A 20,614-nucleotide genomic window follows, 5' to 3' on the forward strand; every position below is an offset into this window, starting at 1 on the left:
TAGGGCTTTTTTTATAATGTAGATAGTCAAAATAAAACTACCTAAAACAACATTCTTAGTTAGAAGTGCTGGTTTGTGTAATAGTATACACACCATCTAATACTACTAAATCAAAAACTGGTATTCTATCATTTGCAGGTGCATTGTTTGCAACAAATGTATATGGTCCATTATAAGTTCCACCATTTTCATCAAGGAACGTGAACGTTACTGTTTCAGAAACTGTACCATCAAAGTCAAAAGCAATCAATTCTATAGTATAGGTTCCATTTTCTAATGGAGAAAAATCTAATTTATTTATAAATAGTTCTTCAGAACCATTTGTACCTGTAAGTGTAGATGCTTCAGATACTCCTGCTGAATTGTAAACCCTTAAATCAAATAAATCATCTTGAGTTGTCCAAGTACTTGTAATTTGTAATCCTTCGCTAATCTCGTTTGTTGTAATTGCAATAGTACTATTAGAACCAATAACAACATCATCGTTTTCTACTGCATCTATAGAAACTGAAATCGTATTCTCTCCTGTACTAGTAATACGACTATCATTTGCATCAATAGTTATTGACCTTGTAGTTTGACCTGCTGGGATAATCAACTCGCCATTACCACTTAAACCATATCTATCATTTGAAGTTTCGCCAGTATAATACACTACAATATCTTCATTTAAAGCTTTACTTAATACGAAGTTTAGAGAATAAAATGAACTCTCATCAATAGTGATAGATGAAGATTCAAAACCTATTAGTGCTTCTCCGTCAGTAATATCAATTTGTAATATACTACCATTAGCACTAGGTGTAATAGTATTAGATAATTCTGCTAAACTGATTACTATGTTTTCTACACCACTTTCAAACACACCATCAGAAATAATGGTAAGTTCTGTAGTACCAGTAAGTTCACCAGCAGCAACAGTAATTGAACTTGAACTTACAGAATAATCAGATTCTAAAACTGCAGAGCCTGCAAAGTTTAATTGAATAACTGCATCTTCTTCTTGTGCCGTTTCAATTGCGGCAGAAATAATAATTATTTGCGCATCAGATTCTGTTGTCATCGATGCACTTGATGCTAAAGAAACTTGAGATAAATCTATTGCCGTCGGCACTTCAACTATTTTCTCTACTTCTACTTCTACTTCAGTTTCTACAATTCTTTCTACTTCTACTTCTTCCGTTTTAGTACACGAAAATAACAAAGCAGCAACTGATAAATACATCAGGGGTTTTCTCATAATGTTCATAATAATTAATGATTTTATATAATGTTTGAGTTAAAGGTATGTTAATACATTTATAAGCAAAAACAATAATAAAAAGTGATTGTAAGTAAAATCTTATAATAGCTACACAACACACTGAATATCAAAATATAACAAATCGTTAATTAATTTACATTTAGAGCAATAAAAAAGCCCTTTTATTATTGAAAGGGCTTTTTTACTAAATATCTTTTAAGAAACTGCTATAGAGGTCTTTAAACTCAAACCCATCGGTGAAACGTTGTTTGTTCAGTTTTTTGTAAGAAACCAGTCCCCAAAGCAAAAGCTCTTTTAAGAAGTAAACATCTTTCAAATCATAATCTGGTTGATGATCTTTTAACAATTGATTTAATGCAGGTATGCTATCTAAAGCACGTTTATATTCTTCATCAGTAAAGTCATCCATTAACTCAATTCCGTCACCTTGAAAGAACCAATGCAACAATTCGTCATAAACGGTTTCTTCATCTTTACGCTCCAGTTTATTGATTATTGGAAAATATTTTGGGAATAAGGTTTTAACAGCATCATCTATTAATATCGCAGCAACGCCATCTGCTCCCTCCTGCTCTCCTTCATACACCAATTCTATTTTACCGGTAATAGCAGGAATAATACCCAAGAAATCACTCAAGCGAACCATCGTATGATCTCCGCCGTTTAATAATGACCTAAGCTCAGCTGTACTTAACAAGTTTTCAAAGGCAGTAATACTGGTACGGGCACTTACACCACTCTTAGCATCTACATACTCACTTTCACGCGCTTCAAAAATAATCTGCTCTAACAAGTCCTTTGCTAAATCTGGCACATATACAGCATCAGTCTGGCGTGAATCTAGCTTCGCTTCTTGTTCTGTAATTTTTCTAGCTATTTCAATATCATCTGGGTAATGCGTTAATATCTGAGAGCCAATTCTATCTTTCAGCGGAGTAACAATACTACCTCTATTGGTGTAATCTTCTGGGTTAGCAGTGAATACGAACTGAATATCTAAAGGTAATCTCAGTTTGAAGCCACGGATCTGTATATCTCCTTCTTCCAATATATTAAATAAGGATACCTGAATACGAGCCTGTAAATCTGGTAATTCGTTGATAACGAAAATGCAACGGTTCGCACGTGGAATCATTCCGAAATGAATCACTCTATCATCTGCATAAGATAATTTTAGATTTGCAGCCTTTATCGGATCTACATCACCAATTAAATCTGCTACTGTTACATCGGGAGTAGCCAGTTTCTCAGCAAAACGCTCGTCTTTATGCATCCAAGTAACGGGAGTATCATCACCTTTTTCTTTGATAAGTTCCATCGCAAAACGAGACATGGGTTTCATCGGGTCATCATTGATTTCAGAACCTTCTACAACCGGAATATATTCATCTAACAGATTCACCATTAAATGCGCCAAACGAGTTTTCGCCTGACCACGTAATCCTAATAAATTAATATTATGACGAGAAAGAATAGCACGCTCCAATTCAGGAATAACGGTGTCTTCATAACCCCAAACTCCAGGAAAAGCATCTTCTCCCTTTTTAATTTTCTCAATAAGGTTATCACGTAATTCGTCTTTTACACTCTTTGTTTTATATCCGGCAGCTTTTAACTCCCCTAGTGTATGTATTTTTTTATAATCTAATTTCATAAAATTTTCTTAGTCTTATTTCTTTAAAATAGGAATCGTTTGCTTTAACGCTTCCGGTTTCTTAATTCGAATATTTATGGAAATATATTCCCATTTGTTATTTATTTTTTCAGCCAAAACATCCATTTTTGAACGGATATTATTTATTTCTTTATCTCCCCTAACATTTATAGTAATTCCTACAGAATCACCATTTTGTGAATACCCTACAGAACCATTTAACATATCTAAAGAACCTAAAGGCTCTAAATTACCAAGCAATTTTAAAACTGTTGTATCTGTTTTTGCAATTGCTAAAGCACCTTCGCATATTTCAGGCTCAGAATATGCCTTTGTTAAATAAGTAATATTACGAGACAATTCTGGTGGCAAAGTTGAAACGAATAAACCTATAAAAGTCAATAAGAACAGAATTATCCATGTTCTTTTTAACTTATACCAAGGTCTCTTATAAGAATTCATTCTCCGTTCTTATTTCAGTCTTTTTTTTCTATTCGCCTCGTAATCTTCAAATATCATTTCACCCAATCCTTTTAATCCCGTAAAGAATGCCTTGCCTTTATTTGCTTCGGTAAAGTGACGAATAAACTGCATTAAATAAGGATCCTGTGCAATCATAAAAGTCGTTATAGGAATATGCAACTTACGTGCTTGTCGCGCCATGTTGTAACACTTCTCCACAATAAAATCATCTAAACCAACACTATTCTTATAATATGTACCATCGGGCATGCGAAGACAACTTGGCTTACCGTCGGTGATCATAAAAATCTGCTTATTGGTATTCCGTTTTCTACGAAGCATATCCATCGCCAATTGCAAACCTGCAACGGTATTGGTATGATACGGACCTACTTTTAAATACGGCAAATCTTTAATCGGTATTGGCCAGGCATCATTACCGAAAACTAAAATATCAAGTGTATCCTTCGGATATCTCGTCGTAATCAATTCTGCCAAAGCCATGGCAACCTTTTTAGCGGGCGTAATACGATCCTCACCATACAAAATCATACTATGGCTAATATCTATCATTAGAATAGTACTCATTTGCGCTTTGTGCTGCGTATCTTCTACAACAAGGTCATCTTCACTCAGTTGAAAACTTCCCATACCATGATTAATCTGAGCGTTTTTAATACTCTCGGTCATAGATATGTTTTCTAGACCATCACCATAACGGTACTCTCGTAAGTCTCCAGTATGCTCATCTCCTTGTCCAGATTTACCCGTTTTATGATTACCAGCACCACTTCTTTTAAGTTTGCCGAAAATTTGGTCTAGCGCACGTTGACGAATAATACGTTCCATTTTTGCGGTAATAGAAATGTCTCCACCACCAGAACCCTCTTCGCCATCTTGAGCATCTCCACCGCCATCTTTAAACTCTTCGCGTATGTAACCCTTCGCCTTTAATTCTTCAATAAAGTCTTCAATAGTATAATCTTCAGTTGTAAGTTCATATTCCTTGTCCAATTCACGTAACCAATCTATAGCTTCGTCAAAGTCTCCGGATGTATGTGTAATAAGCTCTTGAAAAATATCAAATAGCCTATCAAAAATTGATTGTTCGGGTGCTTTGTAAGTTTCAAAGCGGAACCCTTTTCGTTCATTCATAGCCATAGTATAAAATTAACACTTTTACAGTGGATGCCCGTAGTATTTAAGAAATGTTAACGTTGTTGTTTAACGTTCGCTTTTCGCTAGACGCTAAGCGCTTGACGCAATTAACTATTTTATATGAGTTTAGTACATGGCGTATAGCGTAAAGCGTTTTGCTCGCGGCGTTCTCAAGTTCGTCTTTGCGAGGAGCTTTTTAGCGACGAAGCAATCTGTTTGTTTCGTGTACCTAAGATACAAATTACAATGCATGCATGTGATAATCGCGTAGCATTTAGCGCTCAGCGGATTGCGTTTTGCGCGTAGCGTTTTAAAAAGTAACTTCGGCTACGCTCAGTCACCGAATATCAATACGATTCAATTCACGAGCAACCATCAATCAACAATCAACAATTAAACAATATATCATCAATAAAGAACAAACAACTATCAACCAGCTCAAAAGCTTTTTAGCTACGCCACCAATATGGGAAGGTGTACAGTTTGGCGTGTCGCAATTTGAATTTCCTGAGGTGGATTTGAATGAGATTACTCCGATAGCTATACTTGAGAAATTACGATTAGGGCACCAGATGGAATATGTATGTAAGCAGTTGTTGGATACTAGTGATGCATATGAGGTTTTACTTCATAATATGCCAATACGAGACGGAAAACAGACTATTGGAGAAATAGACTTTATACTTAAAGAGACAGCCACGCAACAACTGATACATGTAGAACTCACCTATAAATTCTACTTAATCGATACAGCAATTGAGAATCCTATTCATCAATTAGTCGGACCAAATCGAAGTGATGCATTTTATAAAAAGTTAGAGAAAATTAAGAACAATCAATTCTCTTTAATACATACCAGTATTGGTCAAAAAGCACTTTTAGAAAAAGGAATAGACACTACAAATATTAAACAACAGGTGTGTTATAAAGCACAATTGTTTCAACCCTATAAAATTGCTTCATTAGATATTTCACCAATAAACACCCATTGTATTGTGGGTTATTGGTTACGAATGGCGAAGTTCAATTCTTCTGACTTTATGGATCACAAATTCTACATACCTACTAAAAGTGAGTGGGTGTTTAATCCTTTTGAAGAAGTAGCATGGATTTCTCACGATGCTGTTATTGAAATAATTGAAGAACGCCTCAATAATAAAAGTGCTCCTATGGTTTGGATGATGAAAGGTGATACTGAATTTGAGAAGTTTTTTGTGGTTTGGTGGTAACTCTTGAAAATCAAATTTTTAGAAGGTATTGATTAGACAATTTTAAAATATTTGATATATGTAATTATATAGATTCCGATTAGTTATAACAATAAAAAACATAAAAAAGCCTCATAAAATAATAACTGATTGAATCTCTGATAGCATCAATTGATAGCATCAGTAAAAAATCACAATATGACATAGCTCCTATAATATTTAAAACTAGATTTGAGCATTTATTTTATGGTATGGTATTAATGCTAATGGTTTTTGACAACCACCAATTTTTACTTAGGTGAGAATTAGATTACTTTTAAAATGGGAATATGTGCAATACGGAAAGGCATTTAGAGAGGAATGAAATTATTTGATAAAATATTTAAAAAAAAGAACGTTGATAAGACTTCAGACCTGACAACTATAACAAGGACTGAAACTTTTGAAGGATTCTCTATTCCTGGAATAATCCACAATATGCAATACCATTTTACTGATTTACAAGTTTATAGTGATGGTTTAATTTCTTGTTGGGAAATGGTAGACTTATCAATACTAAGAAATAAAATTAACCAAGGATGGATTGTAACCAAAATTCCAAACGGAGAAGCAATTTCAATTTTTAATTTAGGTAATTGGTATATTGAACAAGGAGAATGGGATCATACAAAAGAATCTCTATATGAGTTTATTTCGTCCTTAATTAAAAGATTAAATCCTACTTTGGAAAATCTTCATAATTACAATGGAAATAATTCAAAAAAAATAGGAAAAGTAGACGTTGCTAAGCACTTTGATCCTTCGCCAAAACCTTACCATTATGATGATCTTGATTCAATACTCCCAAATAAAGTCAACGGAGAAAAGTTTCATTTCTTTTATAGAATCAACGATAATAAAACCTACCTAACAGAACTCTCTATTTATGAAAGTGGACGTGTAGAATTAACTAATCTGCCAACTAAGAAAGTTATTAATTTTTCGGATGTAAAAAACTTAATAAATGAGAAGGTTTTAGTTAGTGACTTAAAAATTGGAGAAACTGTTACAATCCTAAATTTAGGTTCTTTTAAAATTAAATCTGGAAGCGGAGTTGATATAAATTTCAAGTTAAACGAACTGACAGATAAATTAAATGAACTTAATGGTAAAGAAAATAGCATTACCAAATGCGCAAGAATTTTCGAAGAATACAAAAATAACCCTAATGTTAAATTAATGGAGGAATTAAAAATAGCTTATGAAGCTGTTCCTGAGCATAAGCGGATATTTGTTGGAACAATGGATACTAAAGACTATGAAGTTCGTCAAGTAATATACGGAGATATTGTCAAAAAAGAATGGGAAGACGATTATGGATATGAGTACCCATATGATGATATGCCTGAACCAAAAGATAAATAAAAAAGCACATAACAGTTTGTCTAATGCATATGCACCCTACGGGATGCAAAGGCACCATACAAGTGACGTTGACAGTAATAATAGCAAAAAATGGAAAATATAATCCAACTAAATCCATCTTTGGGGAAAATCGAATACAAAGCTGGAGATAGTTCTGATTTTTTCGAAATTTCAGAAAGCGAATTATGTGTTGAAAAAATTAATGGACAATCACTTCTGTATATTTCTGCTATTGCATCTCACCACGAAATTCATGGAGAACACAAAGTATATATTCCAGATTTAAGTTTCTCTTTGATTATGCCTTTAGAAAAAAATGAACTTGCTAATAAGTCAGTTATTAAATTTCCAGAAGCGGATACAAACCATCAAGATTGGGAAAAGTATGTTTACAGCAGCTTTTACCAGTTTGAACATTTATTGATTTTAAATTGCTCATTTCAAATCGAAAGAAAAAATGGACTGTATAATATAATAGTTAAAGGAGAAGTTCGTAGAGGTATTGAATCTAACTATGGTTATCAATTTGACGCTGAGTTTCATGCAGAACTAAAAAACAAGATTGATAGGAACAAATATTTTTTCCTAGCAGAGTGATAAATTACTACTACCAACACAACCTATACGAAATGCGGATTTTAGGATCAAACCGAAAGGTATGTGTATATTTATAATGTCGCTAAATCTTATGGATTTAGCTTTGTAAAAATAAAAGAAAAAGCAAAACAATAAGCTTTAGCTACGTCGGCAGACGGAAACGAAAAGTTTCTTGCCTCCATATTACGCTTAACCAAATCGTTAGCAACAAGTACAAATGAAACCCAATAAACTTAAAATACCAGCAGTAATATGTGCTATTTTTTTAGTGACTTCACCAATTGGACAAATGGTTTTCGGGTATTTTGGAGGTTACTTGTCTTATTTAGTTTCTGAAATATTGCCATATTCTACAAACGAAATTTCAACGGAATTAATGCTGATTCTATCTCTAATTTCATTAATCGGATTTTCGTTTTCAAAAAATAAAATTGGACTAATAATAAATAGTTTTTTATCTATTTTATTTATTTGTAATTCTGTTCTGTTTTTTTCAATGGATTCAAAAACCTTAACTGAATACTTTTACCCTGACAGATTTATTATAGGATCAATTATTTCATTTCTAATACTTGTAATTTTGACGATATTGAAAACAAAAAAACCAGTTGATATTACTGTATAAAAAAACATAGGGAATTTGTGCTAAACCGAAAGGTCTACATATATTTATAAAGCCGCTAATCCTGATAACTATCGGGAATGGATTTAGCTTCGGACAAGAAAAAATAAAACTATACAATAAGCTTTAACTAAACCTTATCTTCAACTTAAAAAATACCCCTTGCAAAAAAGAAAAAGAATTTTAAAAAAGGGTTTAATTTTAATAATGACAATCTTCATTGGGTTAAATTTTATAGCATATTTTCATGCATATAAGTTTACTCATTTTGATATCAACTCTATTGAAAAAACAGGAAATCCAAAAGAGCTTACGACCATTGAAAAAACCAAAACTTTAATATTTGGAGTAAATAATCCAAAGCCATTAAACAAAACATTGCCAACCCAAAATTTTGAAACTATTATATTAAATTCTGATAAAAGAATTGAGTGTTGGAATATAAAATCAATTAATTCTAAAGGAACAGTAATTCTTTTTCATGGGTATGGCGGCGAAAAATCCTCATTATTGGATAAATCTAATATATTTCTTAATCTAGGGTACAATACGCTTTTAGTTGATTTCATGGGCTCTGGCGCATCAGAAGGAAATCAAACAACAATAGGATTTCATGAATCAAAACAAGTAAAAGAAAGTATTGAGTATTTGAAGAAAAAAGGAGAAAAAAATATCTATTTATTCGGTACTTCTATGGGTGCTGTTGCAATTTTAAAAGCTATAGATGAATTCAAATTAGAACCAAAAGGAATTATAATAGAATGTCCTTTTGGTTCAATGTATAAAACTGTTAGTGCTAGATTTGAAACTATGAATGCTCCAACATTCCCTATGGCTGGTTTATTAATGTTTTGGGGTGGTATTCAGAACGGATTTTGGGCATTTGGACATAATCCCTCAGAATATGCCAAAAACATTTATTGTCCAACCTTGTTAATGTATGGTGAACAAGATGAAAAAGTAAGCCGACAAGAAATTGACGAAATATTTAGAAACTTGAAAGGAAAAAAACAACTAGAGTTATACTCTAAGGCCGGACACGAAAACTATTTAATAAAATACAACGAACAATGGACAAATAATGTCAGCGCTTTTTTAGAGTAAAAAAATTACCCTTAGACTAACAGTTGGCATACCATTCTAGTTTAGAAAAGTATTTATTTAAACTACACATGAAAAAGCTTAAAACTTTATTTTATCTCTTTGTACTATTAATATTTATGTCATGCGTAAATAATAATAAGCAACCACAAATTATTGGTAGCTGGAATTTGATACATATTTATAAAGATGGTGTAGATGTATTAGGTAACGACAAAGTAAAAGAGGTATATAGAATTCGAAACTTATATATCGAGCAACTTAAGATTAATCAAATTACTATTGAGCTAAATAGAAATGAAGATTTGTATGCAGACTTTGAAATTAATAAAGGTATAATTACGTTGTCTCGTAGTACGCACCCAGAATATGAAGGAAAATACCAAATTATGTTAACCGATACACTATTGCCATTTTTCAAATCGGCAGTAAAATCTCTAAAAATAAGTAGTTTAGATAAAAACATACAAATTTATGCAGCTATGTCTTTATCAGAGTACAATTCAAATCAATAGGTATTATAATATTTTACTAAAAGAATTACTAAAAATAATGATAGATTTTGACAAATATTATAGCCATCTGGGTGCGTATGAATTGATAGAAATTATTGAATCAAATAGTGATTATAAACCTGAGGTTATAGCGTATTGTAAAAGTAAAATTCAAGAATTGAATTTAGAATTAGATACCATTAAAAAACACGCTAGTTTGAAATACAATGATTTATTATTGCATGTTTATTATATTAAAATAGTTAAGCAAACCAAAAAAAGCCAAGCCCTAATAAGGCTTGGCTTTTCTACTACTAGATTGAATACCTTCTACTCTACCGTATAGATTATTGTATTTTTCTGTGTTACCCTAAAATACCCATGAGCATAATTATCGGGGTTTGTGGTATTAATACAATTACCCTTTATTGCTACGGGCGTTGACTCAAAAATACCGACACCGCCAAGTTGATCGATTACAATATCAATATAATTGTAATATGGTTTTCCGATAATGAAAAACAGAGCTTAAAAGATATATTTTCTTATCAGCTCAATCTAAAACCATATTAGCTACAAATTTCCTAGCATCTGCTTCAAAATTGTTGTAATGACAAATTAATGGATGATAAATTTACATCATATCAATAATTTAACATTATAGAAGAACAGTTATGAAAATTAAACCAATCACATTCATAATCACTTTAGTATTTGCATTTGTATGTCAGGCACAATCTGAAATAGCATTTCCGATTGAGGTGGGTATGAAACCTGAGAGTATCACAAAAGGTTTCCACGATAATTATTACGTAACTGTAATGAACGCAAAAGAACCAGGAGATGGTGAATTGATAGAAATATCTAAAAACGGCGTCAAGGTTTTTGCCAAGGGTTTTGATGAGCCTAAGGGAATCGTTTACTTAAATGGGTATCTGTATTTCTCTGATATTACACGAATATGGCGCGTTGATAGAGAAGGAAAAGCAAGCATTTTTGTAGATCAAGCCGACTTTCCGGAAACTGCACTCTATCTAAACGATGTTTCATTAGATGGTAAAGGAAACGGAATGTACGTAGCCGATATGGGTGCTACCCAATACATGCGTGATTCTAATAATGATTTATGGCCATTAGACAGTGAAGAAGCAAAAAATGTTCCTGAATTAGGGCGTATTTATCATGTAGATTTAGATGGGCGCATCACCATAAAACAAGATACTTCACCACTTATGTTAAACCCCAATGGCGTAGGTGTTGACAATGATGGAAATATTATGGTAGCAGCTTTTTTTAATGGTAATTTTTTGGTTACTAAAAATGGTGTACTTAGTCCGCTTAAAGGTCAATTTAGAGGAGCTGACGCCGTAGAACAAGATAGTAAGGGTAATTATTATGTAAGCAGTTGGGTCTCTGGAAAAGTTTGGAAAATAGACCCTGAAACAGAAGTGTCAACCGTACTTATTGAAGGACTAAAATCTGCCGCAGATTTCTATCTTGAAGAAGATAAAGACAGATTATTGGTGCCCGATATGATGGCAGGTATAATATATGCGGTACCACTTAAAAACTAGTGTTTAAAGAACATAGTTTAATTGAATACTGTTATAAAATCTAGACTATTTTGAGTAAGTTTTGACTCATCCAAATCGCTTTGAACTAAAGAAATTTGGATGAGTTAAATCACTACTTAATAACTTACTTTAGACTTATTATCTAACTTTTTTTCCATAAGCGGGTACAAGTCATAGGTAGGATAAAATTCAGATTTGAAAGCTTTCCATGCCGTTTTTTCTATCGCTAAGTTCACATCTCTAAGTTTAGAAGCCGGTAATTCTAATACCACCATTTGACCAATACCCATTACTACATACCAATTAACGACCGAAACTCCTTCTGGAGGAAAATTTTCATAAAACCCCTGTTTAGTCCTAACGGCTTCTATCTCACTTAAATTCATTGATTGATCGTGTTTCAAGAAAATGGTTAAAAGCATTTTCTCTGTGTTTTCTATATCACCATCTTTTTTTTCAGAAGATTGGGCATAGCTGAAGTTTGAAATGCATATTACAGCCAATGCGGTAAAAAGTAAATTTTTCATAAGTTGAATTTGTTTAAAATTTATAATTAAATATTCTTCTATTTTATAGTATCTCAGATTAATTCTTTTACAATATTTCAGCAAAAAAGATATTCAATACTTATGTTTCGCTCAATTCGAAGGTAAATGTTATCCTATCTAGATTATATAATAAATTGTGCATTCTATAACACAAATGTGGCATTCCCTATTCTTAGAAATATTTGTATAATCTGTACTTTAATTCAGAATTATAGACATAGAGCGATTCATATAATTGGCTTTCTAATTTGGCTTCAGATGAAGATAGTTACCCATATGCAACACCAGTACCAGTCATTGCTTGATTGGTTATAATCTTAGACAAGCAACTCGTTTATATTTACTATCATAAATATGAAGGGATGATTCGCAATTTTAGTATTCAAAAGTTAACAAATAGAATCACATTACTGCTGATTTTAATAGGTACAAATTCTGTTTTCTCACAAATACCTATTTCAAAACAGGCAGATAGATTGCAGCAGTATTTAGGTTTTTGGGTCAGTTCAATTGATTATAAAACGGATAGTGTTGCCAACGTGCCTTTAATAAAAATGAACAACTACCCTAAAATAGACAATACCGCAATGTCTGTTGATGTATTTCAAAAGGAAGGAGATATCTACAAACATACCTTGACAGAGCTTATTGGGCACGACACCAAAACCGATTCTATTTTTGCATTAGGTAAAAGTGCACAAGGTGATATGTTTCTTGGTAAAGGAGGGTTTAAGAGCGCAACTGAATGGATAATGAAAGACCGTGACTTTACCGATAAAGAGACCATGACGGTTACTTTTGATTTTAAGAATCAAACTGATGTTCTTTTAAAGGGAGTTAACCCGCAGAACGAAATTCTTTGGCAAACCCGTTATATCAAGAAAAATCCAAAGAACAAGAATATTGGTATTCAATTGGTTTCGGTACATGAACAAATGCAGAAAAACCCTAAAGAGACCTTAAAGTATCTTGATAGAATGGGCTATAGTTATATTGAAACCTTTGTTTATAAAGACCACTCTTTTTATGGATTATCTCCATTAGATTTTAAGAAACTAGTAGAGGATAACGACTTGAAATTTACAGGGTCCATGACGTTCTACGACCTTCCTTCTAATGACAATAAAGCATGGAAAAAAGCGATGCAGTGGTGGCAAGAATGTATAGAAGACCACAAGCAAGCAGGTGTCGAATACCTTACCATATCTAACAATCAAATTAAAGAAATAAATACCCTTGCCGAACTCAAAGAGTATTCAGAGTACTACAATGCTATTGGAAAACTTTGTAAAGAAAGAGGAATTAGGTTTGCCTACCACAATCACTCCGATGAATTTAAGATCATAGAAAACAAGGTTATTTATGACTACCTCTTAGAAAATACCGATCCGGAATACGTGAGTTTTCAAGCTGATCTTTATTGGATGCATTTTTCTAACGTTGACCCAATCGATTATTTCAAGAGACATGAGAACCGTTTTATAAGCTGGCATGTAAAAGATTACAAAGAACTAGGGCAGAGTGGTAAAATGGACTTTGAACTATACTTTAAATACGCGAAAACCGCCGGTCTTAAATATACGGTAGCAGAAGTTGAAGCTTTTAATTACCCAGTATGGTATAGCATCAATTCTGCATGGAACTATTTATACTTTAATATACTATAACAATTCACTAGCAACACTTGACTTTATGAAAACCAGAATTCTACAATTATCATTGTTTATCATTATAACTTTTAACCAAATGGCTTTTGCCCAAGATCAATTTAAGGTGTTGTTATTTACAGTACAAGACACCTGGCATTATGAGTGCATACCTAGTGCAGTAGATGCTTTCCATAAAATGGCAGCAGAACAACAGTTTAAATTCGATTGGACCCAAAACCCAGAAGACCTAGCCGAAAAATTACCATCTTACGATGTGGTTGTATTTTTAAATGCTAATACAGATAATTTAAACAATGAACAGCTTGATGTTTTAAAAGCGCACCTACACAATGGTAAAGGTTTTGTGGGAGTCCATTCCACATCTGATAGTGATATTAGAAACCTTTGGTTCGATAATCTAGTGGGCGGAGTTTTTAAGGATCATCCTCAATTTCAAACTGCTGTATTAACCAATCATGATTCTAATTTTCCATCAAACTTACACCTACCAGAAAAATGGTTGTGGAGTGAGGAGTGGTACAATTTTAAATCATTAAAATCTGAAGATATTACAGTACTTCTTTCGGTAGATGAAAGCACCTTTGATTACCAGAAAGGATATGATGAAATACCGCTAGAAGGTATGGGCAAAAATCATCCAATAGCGTGGTATCAATTATACGACGGTGGACGCTCATTTTATACAACACTTGGTCATAAACCAGAAGCTTTTCAAGATCAAAGGTATTTAGACCATTTATTCGGTGGAATCTATTGGGCTGCTAAAGGCGAAATGAAACAATAGTGATATTGATAAATTGAAAGACTTCTTTAGAAACTAAAAAGCCAAGCCCTAATAAGGCTTGGCTTTTCTACTACTAGTTTAAACACCTACTACTCTACCGTATAGATTATCGTGTTTTTCTGTGTTACCCTAAAATAGCCATGTGCGTAATTATCGGGGTTTGTGGTATTAATACAATTACCCTTTATTGCTACGGGCGTTGACTCAAAAATACCGACACCGCCAAGTTGATCGATTACAATATCAATATAATTGTAATATGGTCTAGAAATACTGTGCATGTTTATGGTTACCACATCACCTGGGGCTAATGGTTTTATATTGCCTTCATCATCATCATCCTCATCGTCATTTATCTCGAACCACCAATCTACCTCGTTACCGTTTATAAATTCATCATCACCTGATTCTAGTATTGGTAAAAGATCTTGTGGTCTTTCATACTTAAAAAAATAGTTATCACCTTCCGCCTCAAAATCATTAAAAACAATATGCAATTCAATGGTTTCATCATCGAATCCATCTTCCGTATCTTGAAATACATCTATAATATCTGCCACCGGATTCATGGTGTCATTTGCAGTATATGTTTGTCCGTCATAAATAATTTCTAAAGTATAACTAGCCTGTAATTGCGGATTGAATGTATCGGTAGTATATGTACCATCAGCTTGGTCTGTAAAGAGATAAACTTCTCCATCAACATCATTGGTAACCGATACCTGTGCCCCAATGACATCGGTACTTTGGGTATCGAAAAATGGTGTAGAAGTACGTAGCGTAATGGTTTGTTCATTACCGGTAGTACCTTTTTCCCAATCTAGAGACGCTTCTACTACCAAACGAGTGCTATCGCTCTGCACATCAACATCAATTACATCTGTACATGAAACTATGGTACATAAAAACAAAAGTGTTATAAATTTTATTGGATTTTGCATGTCTTAAAATTTGAAGTTATAGGTTAATGAAGGCACGATACCGAAAATAGCAGTTCTAGTAGCCTCATTAGCTCCTGTTTCTATATTCTGACCAAATGAAATGGAAGCCGCATTTTTACGGTTATATGCATTGTAAAGTCCTAATACCCATTCTCCTTTTAATTTCGCATTTGGTTTTTTATTTGGTTTATAATTGACCGATAGATCTAAACGATGATAAGCAGGTAGGCGATCAGAGTTTCTATCGGCATAACTGGCAATGGAAACGCCCTCATACTCATACTGACCATTTGGGTACGTAACGGGTCTACCTGTTTGAAAAACAAGGTTGGTTCCAAAACTCCATTTGTCATTTAATTGATAAGATCCAGAGATAGAAATATCGTGAGTTCTATCATACGGAGTGTTATACCAATTGCCATCGTTAATACCAAGTCCGCCAGCTATACCACCGGGAGTTCTTTGTTCAGATTTAGAAAGGGTGTAAGCAATCCATCCTGTAAATTTCCCTTCATTTTTACGGAATAATAGTTCTAATCCGTATGCTCTAGATTCTCCCGTTAAAATCTCGGTTTCAATCGTATTTTGTCCAATTAAATCTGACCCATCTATATAGTCGATTCTATTATCGGTATTCTTATAATATACTTCAGCTTCCATAGAATACGCCTTATTCTTAAAGTTTCGAAAATACCCAAGCGCATATTGATTAGATAGTTGTGGGTCGATGTACTGTCCGCTTGGTGCCCAAACATCTAAAGGTGTAGCAGAAGAAGTATTCGATAATAAATGGATGTATTGCGCTACTCTAGAGAAGCCAGCTTTTAAAGAAGAGTTGTCATCAATAGTATAGGCTAAAGAAGCTCTAGGTTCTAAATTACCGAAAGATTTAATGGCATCGCCATTATCATAAACCGTCTCTCCTATTTCTGTACCACGTTCATAGACACCTAAGGCTGAATTGTAGACTACTGGTTGATTATTTGCGTATTCGGTCATGGGTTGCCCACCCAATCTAGTAAAAGCACTATAACGTAACCCATATTGCGCCGTTAGTTTATCTGTCAATTTATGCTCGGCATTTACATAGACTCCGCTTTCGATTGCCTTTTTACGATCTAGCAGTAACGGATTTACAGCCGAGGTTTCAGAAGTTGGTTTTATTTCGCCTGGATCAAACTCATAATATATTCCGCTTGCCCCAAAATCTAATTTAAATTTATCGCTGAAATAGTATTTAAGGTCATATTTGAGATTGTAATTGGTAATAGACGAAACCCAGTCGAATTCAGCAAAGGTAAGACCTAACTTATAATCGTATTTACTATAAATAACAGAAAGGTTTGAAAAGAGCTTGTCATTAAAAATATGGTTCCAACGAAGGTTACCGGTAGAGTTACCGTAAGAATTACTGAAACTATCCCCTAGTTCAAAAGAATCTCTTCCAAAATAACCAGAAAGAAAAAGTCTGTTATTCGAGTTGATTTTATAATTCGTTTTCAGGTTTAAATCATAAAAACCAACACTATTATCTTCGCCAGCCGCTTTTAATAATAGATTTGCATATGAGCTTCTACCAGCAATTAAAAAAGATCCTTTTTCTTTAAACAATGGTGCTTCTAAAGCCAACCGGCTAGATATAATTCCGATACCACCTGTAGCTGCAAAACGCTTACTATTACCATCTTTTTGACGTACATCTAAAACAGAAGAAACACGCCCGCCATATCTAGCAGGTATACCGCCCTTGTACAACTTTACATCTTTTATAGCATCGGCATTAAAGACAGAGAAAAAACCAAACATGTGCGAGGTATTATAAATTATAGCCTCATCTAATAAAACAAGATTTTGATCACCGGCACCACCCCTAACATGAAAACCGCCTGTACCTTCACCATTATTGGTAACACCAGGTAGCATTTGTAAAGATTTTAGAATATCTACTTCACCCAAAACAACAGGCATTCGCTTTACTGTTTCAATGTTCATTTTAAGAACACTCATTTCTGGTTTACGTAAAACGGCAATCTCAGATTCTTCTGCCGTAACTTCTACTTCATCTAATTTTGTAGAAGTTTCAGAAATTTCGAAATTGAAATTCTGATTTTTATTCAAGTTTACATCTTGTTTAATATCTGCATAGCCCATATAAGTGACTAGTAATCGATATTCGCCTTCAGGTGCTGTTATAGAATAAAACCCATATTCATTGGTCACTACACCAATTGTTGTACCCTCTAAAAACACCGATGCCCCAAAAAGGGTTTCCCCGTTATCAATGTCAGAAATTTTACCACTAATGGTATAATTTTCTTGAGCCATTAACTGCAAGTTGCTTAGCAAGAATGTAAAAATAGCAGTCATTAGTAACCGCCTTAAGCGTACTTTTTGTTTTCCTTTTTTGATCATGTTGTTTATTTAATTGATTGATTAACGCTACTAATTGACAACTTTTTTTTAAGAAGGTTACACCTCTATTCTATTTTTAAGAAAATAGTAACATTCAAACCTCTGAATCAGAGTAACTTCAAAATTTTGATTGCTTAAATAATACAATTTAAATTACGCTATCTATTTTTTAAGATAAAAACGAAGTGCACTCAAGACAATAATTGCGTTATTCTAAAGAAATTAAGCTTAGAAAATACATTTTAAAATGTGGTCTATATTTAATTAAAAGGGTAAATTTCAGTCTTGAACCAAAATTAGATGAACCAAATGAAAAGCTTAAGTAATAGTATACTATTTCTATGTATTATTTTCAGCGTAACAATAACAGCTCAAGAAGCTAAATATGCCGATCTACTTCAAAACATAGATTCTAGAGAAAAAACATCTTTAAACGGTAAATGGGATATTATCGTAGATCCGTTAGAAAACGGATTTTACAACCATAGACTACAAGAGTATGATAAAGGATACTTTAAGAACGCAAAAATGCAATCGCCCTCTGACCTAGTAGAATACAATTTCGATACCAGCCTTCAGTTAAATGTACCGGGTGATTGGAATACTCAAATGGATAAGCTTTACTACTATGAAGGTACATTGTGGTACAAGAAAGATTTTAATTACACTGCAACTTCAAATGAAGAAAGCTTTCTATATTTCGAAGCCGTAAACTACGAAGCAATCGTTTATTTAAATGGCGAGAAACTAGGTAAACATGTTGGTGGCTACACGCCATTTCAATTCAATGTTACCGATAAACTTGTTGAAGGCAATAACTTTGTTGTTGTAAAGGTCGATAACAAACGTAAAAAAGAAAATGTACCAACAGTAAACCAAGATTGGTGGAATTATGGTGGAATTACAAGATCGGTTCATTTAATAAACGTACCTAAAACTCATATAGAAGATTACTCGGTTCAATTAGAAAAAGGAGTGACCAATAAAATAAGTGGATGGGTAAGTGTAGCCAATGCAAAAGACGGTGACGCCGTAAGCGTTCAAATACCTGAACTTAAGAAAACTGTAAAAGCTACTGTAAAAGATGGGAAAGCTTCTTTTGTAATTAATGCTAAACCAAGTTTATGGTCTCCAGATTCCCCGAAGTTATATGAGGTGGTTTTAGAAACAACTACAGATAAAATTATAGATCAAATCGGCTTTAGAACGGTAACCACTGATGGCTCTAAAATACTTATAAACGGAAAAGAAACTTTCCTTAAAGGTATTAGTATTCATGAAGAAGCGGCATTTAAAACAGGGCGTGTAGTTTCTGTTGAAGAATGTAAAGTACTATTGAATTGGGCAAAAGAATTAGGTTGTAATTTTCTACGTTTAGCACATTACCCACATAGCGAGGCTATGGTAAAAGAAGCAGAGAAAATGGGCTTTTTAATATGGTCAGAAATCCCGGTGTATTGGACTATTCAGTTCGAGAATGAGGATACCTATGCAAATGCTGAGAATCAACTTACCGAAATGATTTCACGCGATAAAAACAGAGCATCTGTTGTCTTATGGTCTATGGCAAATGAAACACCTGAAAGTGAACCACGTCTAGCATTTATAGGCAACTTAGCTAAGAAAGCACGTCAGTTAGATAATACCAGACTAATTACAGCTGCCTTAGATACCCAAGGTACAAGTGATGATGGTAATTTAATTGAAGACCCATTAGGTGAAGTTGTAGATGTTATTGGTATTAATAATTACTGCGGATGGTATTATGCCGATGTAGATGCATGTAGCAGTATTAAATGGGCAAGTGCTTACAACAAGCCCATGATTATGAGTGAAATTGGTGGTGGTGCTTTATTTGGTCTTCATGGTGATAAGAATGAAATTTGGACAGAAGAATACCAAGAAGCTTTATTTAAATCTAATATTGAAATGATGAAAAATATTGATTTTATGGCAGGATTATCTCCTTGGATCCTGATGGATTTTCGTTCATCAAGACGCCCTCTACGAAGAATTCAAGACGATTTTAATAGAAAAGGATTGATTTCTGAACAAGGCATGAAAAAGAAAGCGTTTTTCACACTACAAGAGTATTATCTTGATATGGATAAGAAGTAAAGATGCTGTATCTCTATGAATATAAAAGCGATTGGTTACATCTTAGTAATCAATCGCTTTTTTAATTTCCAATCTTCTAGTTATTCGGTATATGCTCCAGAAGAATACGTTAATTCATAACTGTGTGTGTATACTTCAAACACGATACCGAATGGATCTTCAACATAACACATTTTGTATGGCTTATCATTAGGATAATAAGAACGAATCGGCATACGTTGTTTACCACCATGAGCCACTATTTTGGCAACCAAGTCTTCAATATTTGGGTCTTGTATACAAAAGTGAAATAATCCTGTATTGAAAGGATTGAATTCTGGCGCTTCTTTTACTCCGTGAGGAAAAGAGAATAATTCTACTCCGATTCCATCAGATGTAGACATGTGGGCAATTTCAAATTCTTCCCAGTCGTTACCAAAAACATCAATACACATTAAACCGATTGCCGTTTCTTTCTCTTTCTTAATTTTAGACGGTTTCATAATCACGTACCATCCCATTACCTCAGAATAAAATTCTACTGCTTTCTCTAAATCTGGTACAGTAATACCAATATGTGAAAATGATTTTGGGTATTCTTTAATCTTATCCATAGTTCTAATT

At 33.5% G+C, this 20,614-nt stretch carries 19 protein-coding genes; 11 read left to right on the forward strand and 8 right to left on the reverse strand.

Features of this window, described 5'->3' with window-relative positions; genetic code table 11:
* Window positions 1-55 precede the first annotated feature (55 nt).
* From QSV08_RS06105 to QSV08_RS06120, 4 genes are all read right to left on the reverse strand, one after another.
* Entirely contained in the window at window positions 56-1,240 is a 1,185-nt protein-coding gene (locus tag QSV08_RS06105; RefSeq protein ID WP_324027510.1) for a hypothetical protein, read from the reverse strand.
* A gap of 208 nt (window positions 1,241-1,448) precedes the next feature.
* Window positions 1,449-2,918, reverse strand: coding sequence for a magnesium chelatase (locus tag QSV08_RS06110; RefSeq protein WP_324027512.1), 1,470 nt, complete (start codon window positions 2,916-2,918; stop codon window positions 1,449-1,451).
* Window positions 2,919-2,933: 15 nt separating this feature from the next.
* Window positions 2,934-3,380 (reverse strand): hypothetical protein, encoded by a 447-nt coding sequence (locus tag QSV08_RS06115; protein WP_324027513.1) that lies wholly within the window; start codon window positions 3,378-3,380, stop codon window positions 2,934-2,936.
* Window positions 3,381-3,389: 9 nt separating this feature from the next.
* Window positions 3,390-4,541, reverse strand: a complete 1,152-nt coding sequence (locus QSV08_RS06120; protein WP_324027515.1) for a vWA domain-containing protein — start codon at window positions 4,539-4,541, stop codon at window positions 3,390-3,392.
* Window positions 4,542-5,050: 509 nt separating this feature from the next.
* Here QSV08_RS06120 and QSV08_RS06125 point away from each other — a divergent pair.
* The 8 genes from QSV08_RS06125 to QSV08_RS06160 all read left to right on the forward strand — a co-directional run bounded on the left by QSV08_RS06125 (window position 5,051) and on the right by QSV08_RS06160 (window position 11,538).
* The gene (locus QSV08_RS06125) at window positions 5,051-5,767 is read left to right on the forward strand and encodes a DUF1853 family protein (protein ID WP_416382051.1); all 717 of its coding nucleotides are present in this window, start codon (window positions 5,051-5,053) and stop codon (window positions 5,765-5,767) included.
* Between the two features lie 339 nt (window positions 5,768-6,106).
* Window positions 6,107-7,150 (forward strand): DUF7638 domain-containing protein, encoded by a 1,044-nt coding sequence (locus QSV08_RS06130; RefSeq protein WP_324027519.1) that lies wholly within the window; start codon window positions 6,107-6,109, stop codon window positions 7,148-7,150.
* 90 nt (window positions 7,151-7,240) lie between these two features.
* Window positions 7,241-7,747, forward strand: coding sequence for a hypothetical protein (locus QSV08_RS06135; RefSeq protein WP_324027520.1), 507 nt, complete (start codon window positions 7,241-7,243; stop codon window positions 7,745-7,747).
* Between the two features lie 217 nt (window positions 7,748-7,964).
* Entirely contained in the window at window positions 7,965-8,372 is a 408-nt protein-coding gene (locus QSV08_RS06140; protein ID WP_324027522.1) for a hypothetical protein, read from the forward strand.
* Window positions 8,373-8,576: 204 nt separating this feature from the next.
* Entirely contained in the window at window positions 8,577-9,473 is an 897-nt protein-coding gene (locus QSV08_RS06145; RefSeq protein ID WP_324027524.1) for an alpha/beta hydrolase, read from the forward strand.
* A gap of 68 nt (window positions 9,474-9,541) precedes the next feature.
* Window positions 9,542-9,985, forward strand: a complete 444-nt coding sequence (locus QSV08_RS06150; RefSeq protein ID WP_324027526.1) for a hypothetical protein — start codon at window positions 9,542-9,544, stop codon at window positions 9,983-9,985.
* Window positions 9,986-10,022: 37 nt separating this feature from the next.
* A complete protein-coding gene (locus QSV08_RS06155) occupies window positions 10,023-10,310 on the forward strand; it encodes a hypothetical protein (protein ID WP_324027528.1) in 288 nt (95 codons plus the stop codon).
* 328 nt (window positions 10,311-10,638) lie between these two features.
* Window positions 10,639-11,538: an SMP-30/gluconolactonase/LRE family protein gene (locus QSV08_RS06160; RefSeq protein WP_324027530.1), complete on the forward strand. Its 900-nt coding sequence runs from the start codon at window positions 10,639-10,641 to the stop codon at window positions 11,536-11,538.
* Between the two features lie 116 nt (window positions 11,539-11,654).
* Here QSV08_RS06160 and QSV08_RS06165 read toward each other — a convergent pair whose 3' ends face one another.
* Complete coding sequence (locus QSV08_RS06165; protein ID WP_324027532.1) at window positions 11,655-12,065, reverse strand: hypothetical protein; 411 nt, start codon at window positions 12,063-12,065, stop codon at window positions 11,655-11,657.
* Between the two features lie 383 nt (window positions 12,066-12,448).
* Here QSV08_RS06165 and QSV08_RS06170 point away from each other — a divergent pair, with 383 nt between their 5' ends.
* Together QSV08_RS06170 and QSV08_RS06175 are read left to right on the forward strand one after the other, a co-directional pair.
* Window positions 12,449-13,753 (forward strand): sugar phosphate isomerase/epimerase family protein, encoded by a 1,305-nt coding sequence (locus QSV08_RS06170; protein ID WP_324027533.1) that lies wholly within the window; start codon window positions 12,449-12,451, stop codon window positions 13,751-13,753.
* Window positions 13,754-13,778: 25 nt separating this feature from the next.
* Window positions 13,779-14,540 carry a ThuA domain-containing protein gene (locus QSV08_RS06175; RefSeq protein ID WP_324027534.1) on the forward strand — a complete coding sequence of 254 codons (762 nt, stop codon included), beginning with the start codon at window positions 13,779-13,781 and terminating at the stop codon, window positions 14,538-14,540.
* An 89-nt stretch (window positions 14,541-14,629) separates the two neighbouring features.
* On the opposite strand, the gene QSV08_RS06180 is transcribed toward QSV08_RS06175, so the two are convergent.
* Together QSV08_RS06180 and QSV08_RS06185 are read right to left on the reverse strand one after the other, a co-directional pair.
* Complete coding sequence (locus tag QSV08_RS06180; RefSeq protein ID WP_324027535.1) at window positions 14,630-15,481, reverse strand: DUF4249 family protein; 852 nt, start codon at window positions 15,479-15,481, stop codon at window positions 14,630-14,632.
* Window positions 15,482-15,484: 3 nt separating this feature from the next.
* Complete coding sequence (locus QSV08_RS06185; protein ID WP_324027536.1) at window positions 15,485-17,893, reverse strand: TonB-dependent receptor; 2,409 nt, start codon at window positions 17,891-17,893, stop codon at window positions 15,485-15,487.
* 300 nt (window positions 17,894-18,193) lie between these two features.
* Between QSV08_RS06185 and QSV08_RS06190 the strand changes: the two genes are divergently transcribed.
* Window positions 18,194-20,011 carry a glycoside hydrolase family 2 protein gene (locus tag QSV08_RS06190; RefSeq protein ID WP_324027537.1) on the forward strand — a complete coding sequence of 606 codons (1,818 nt, stop codon included), beginning with the start codon at window positions 18,194-18,196 and terminating at the stop codon, window positions 20,009-20,011.
* A gap of 80 nt (window positions 20,012-20,091) precedes the next feature.
* Here QSV08_RS06190 and QSV08_RS06195 read toward each other — a convergent pair whose 3' ends face one another.
* Window positions 20,092-20,604 (reverse strand): lactoylglutathione lyase family protein, encoded by a 513-nt coding sequence (locus tag QSV08_RS06195; RefSeq protein ID WP_324027538.1) that lies wholly within the window; start codon window positions 20,602-20,604, stop codon window positions 20,092-20,094.
* Between the last annotated feature and the right edge of the window lie 10 nt (window positions 20,605-20,614).

The sequence above is a fragment of the Maribacter sp. BPC-D8 genome, assembly GCF_035207705.1.
Taxonomy (GTDB): Bacteria; Bacteroidota; Bacteroidia; order Flavobacteriales; family Flavobacteriaceae; genus Maribacter.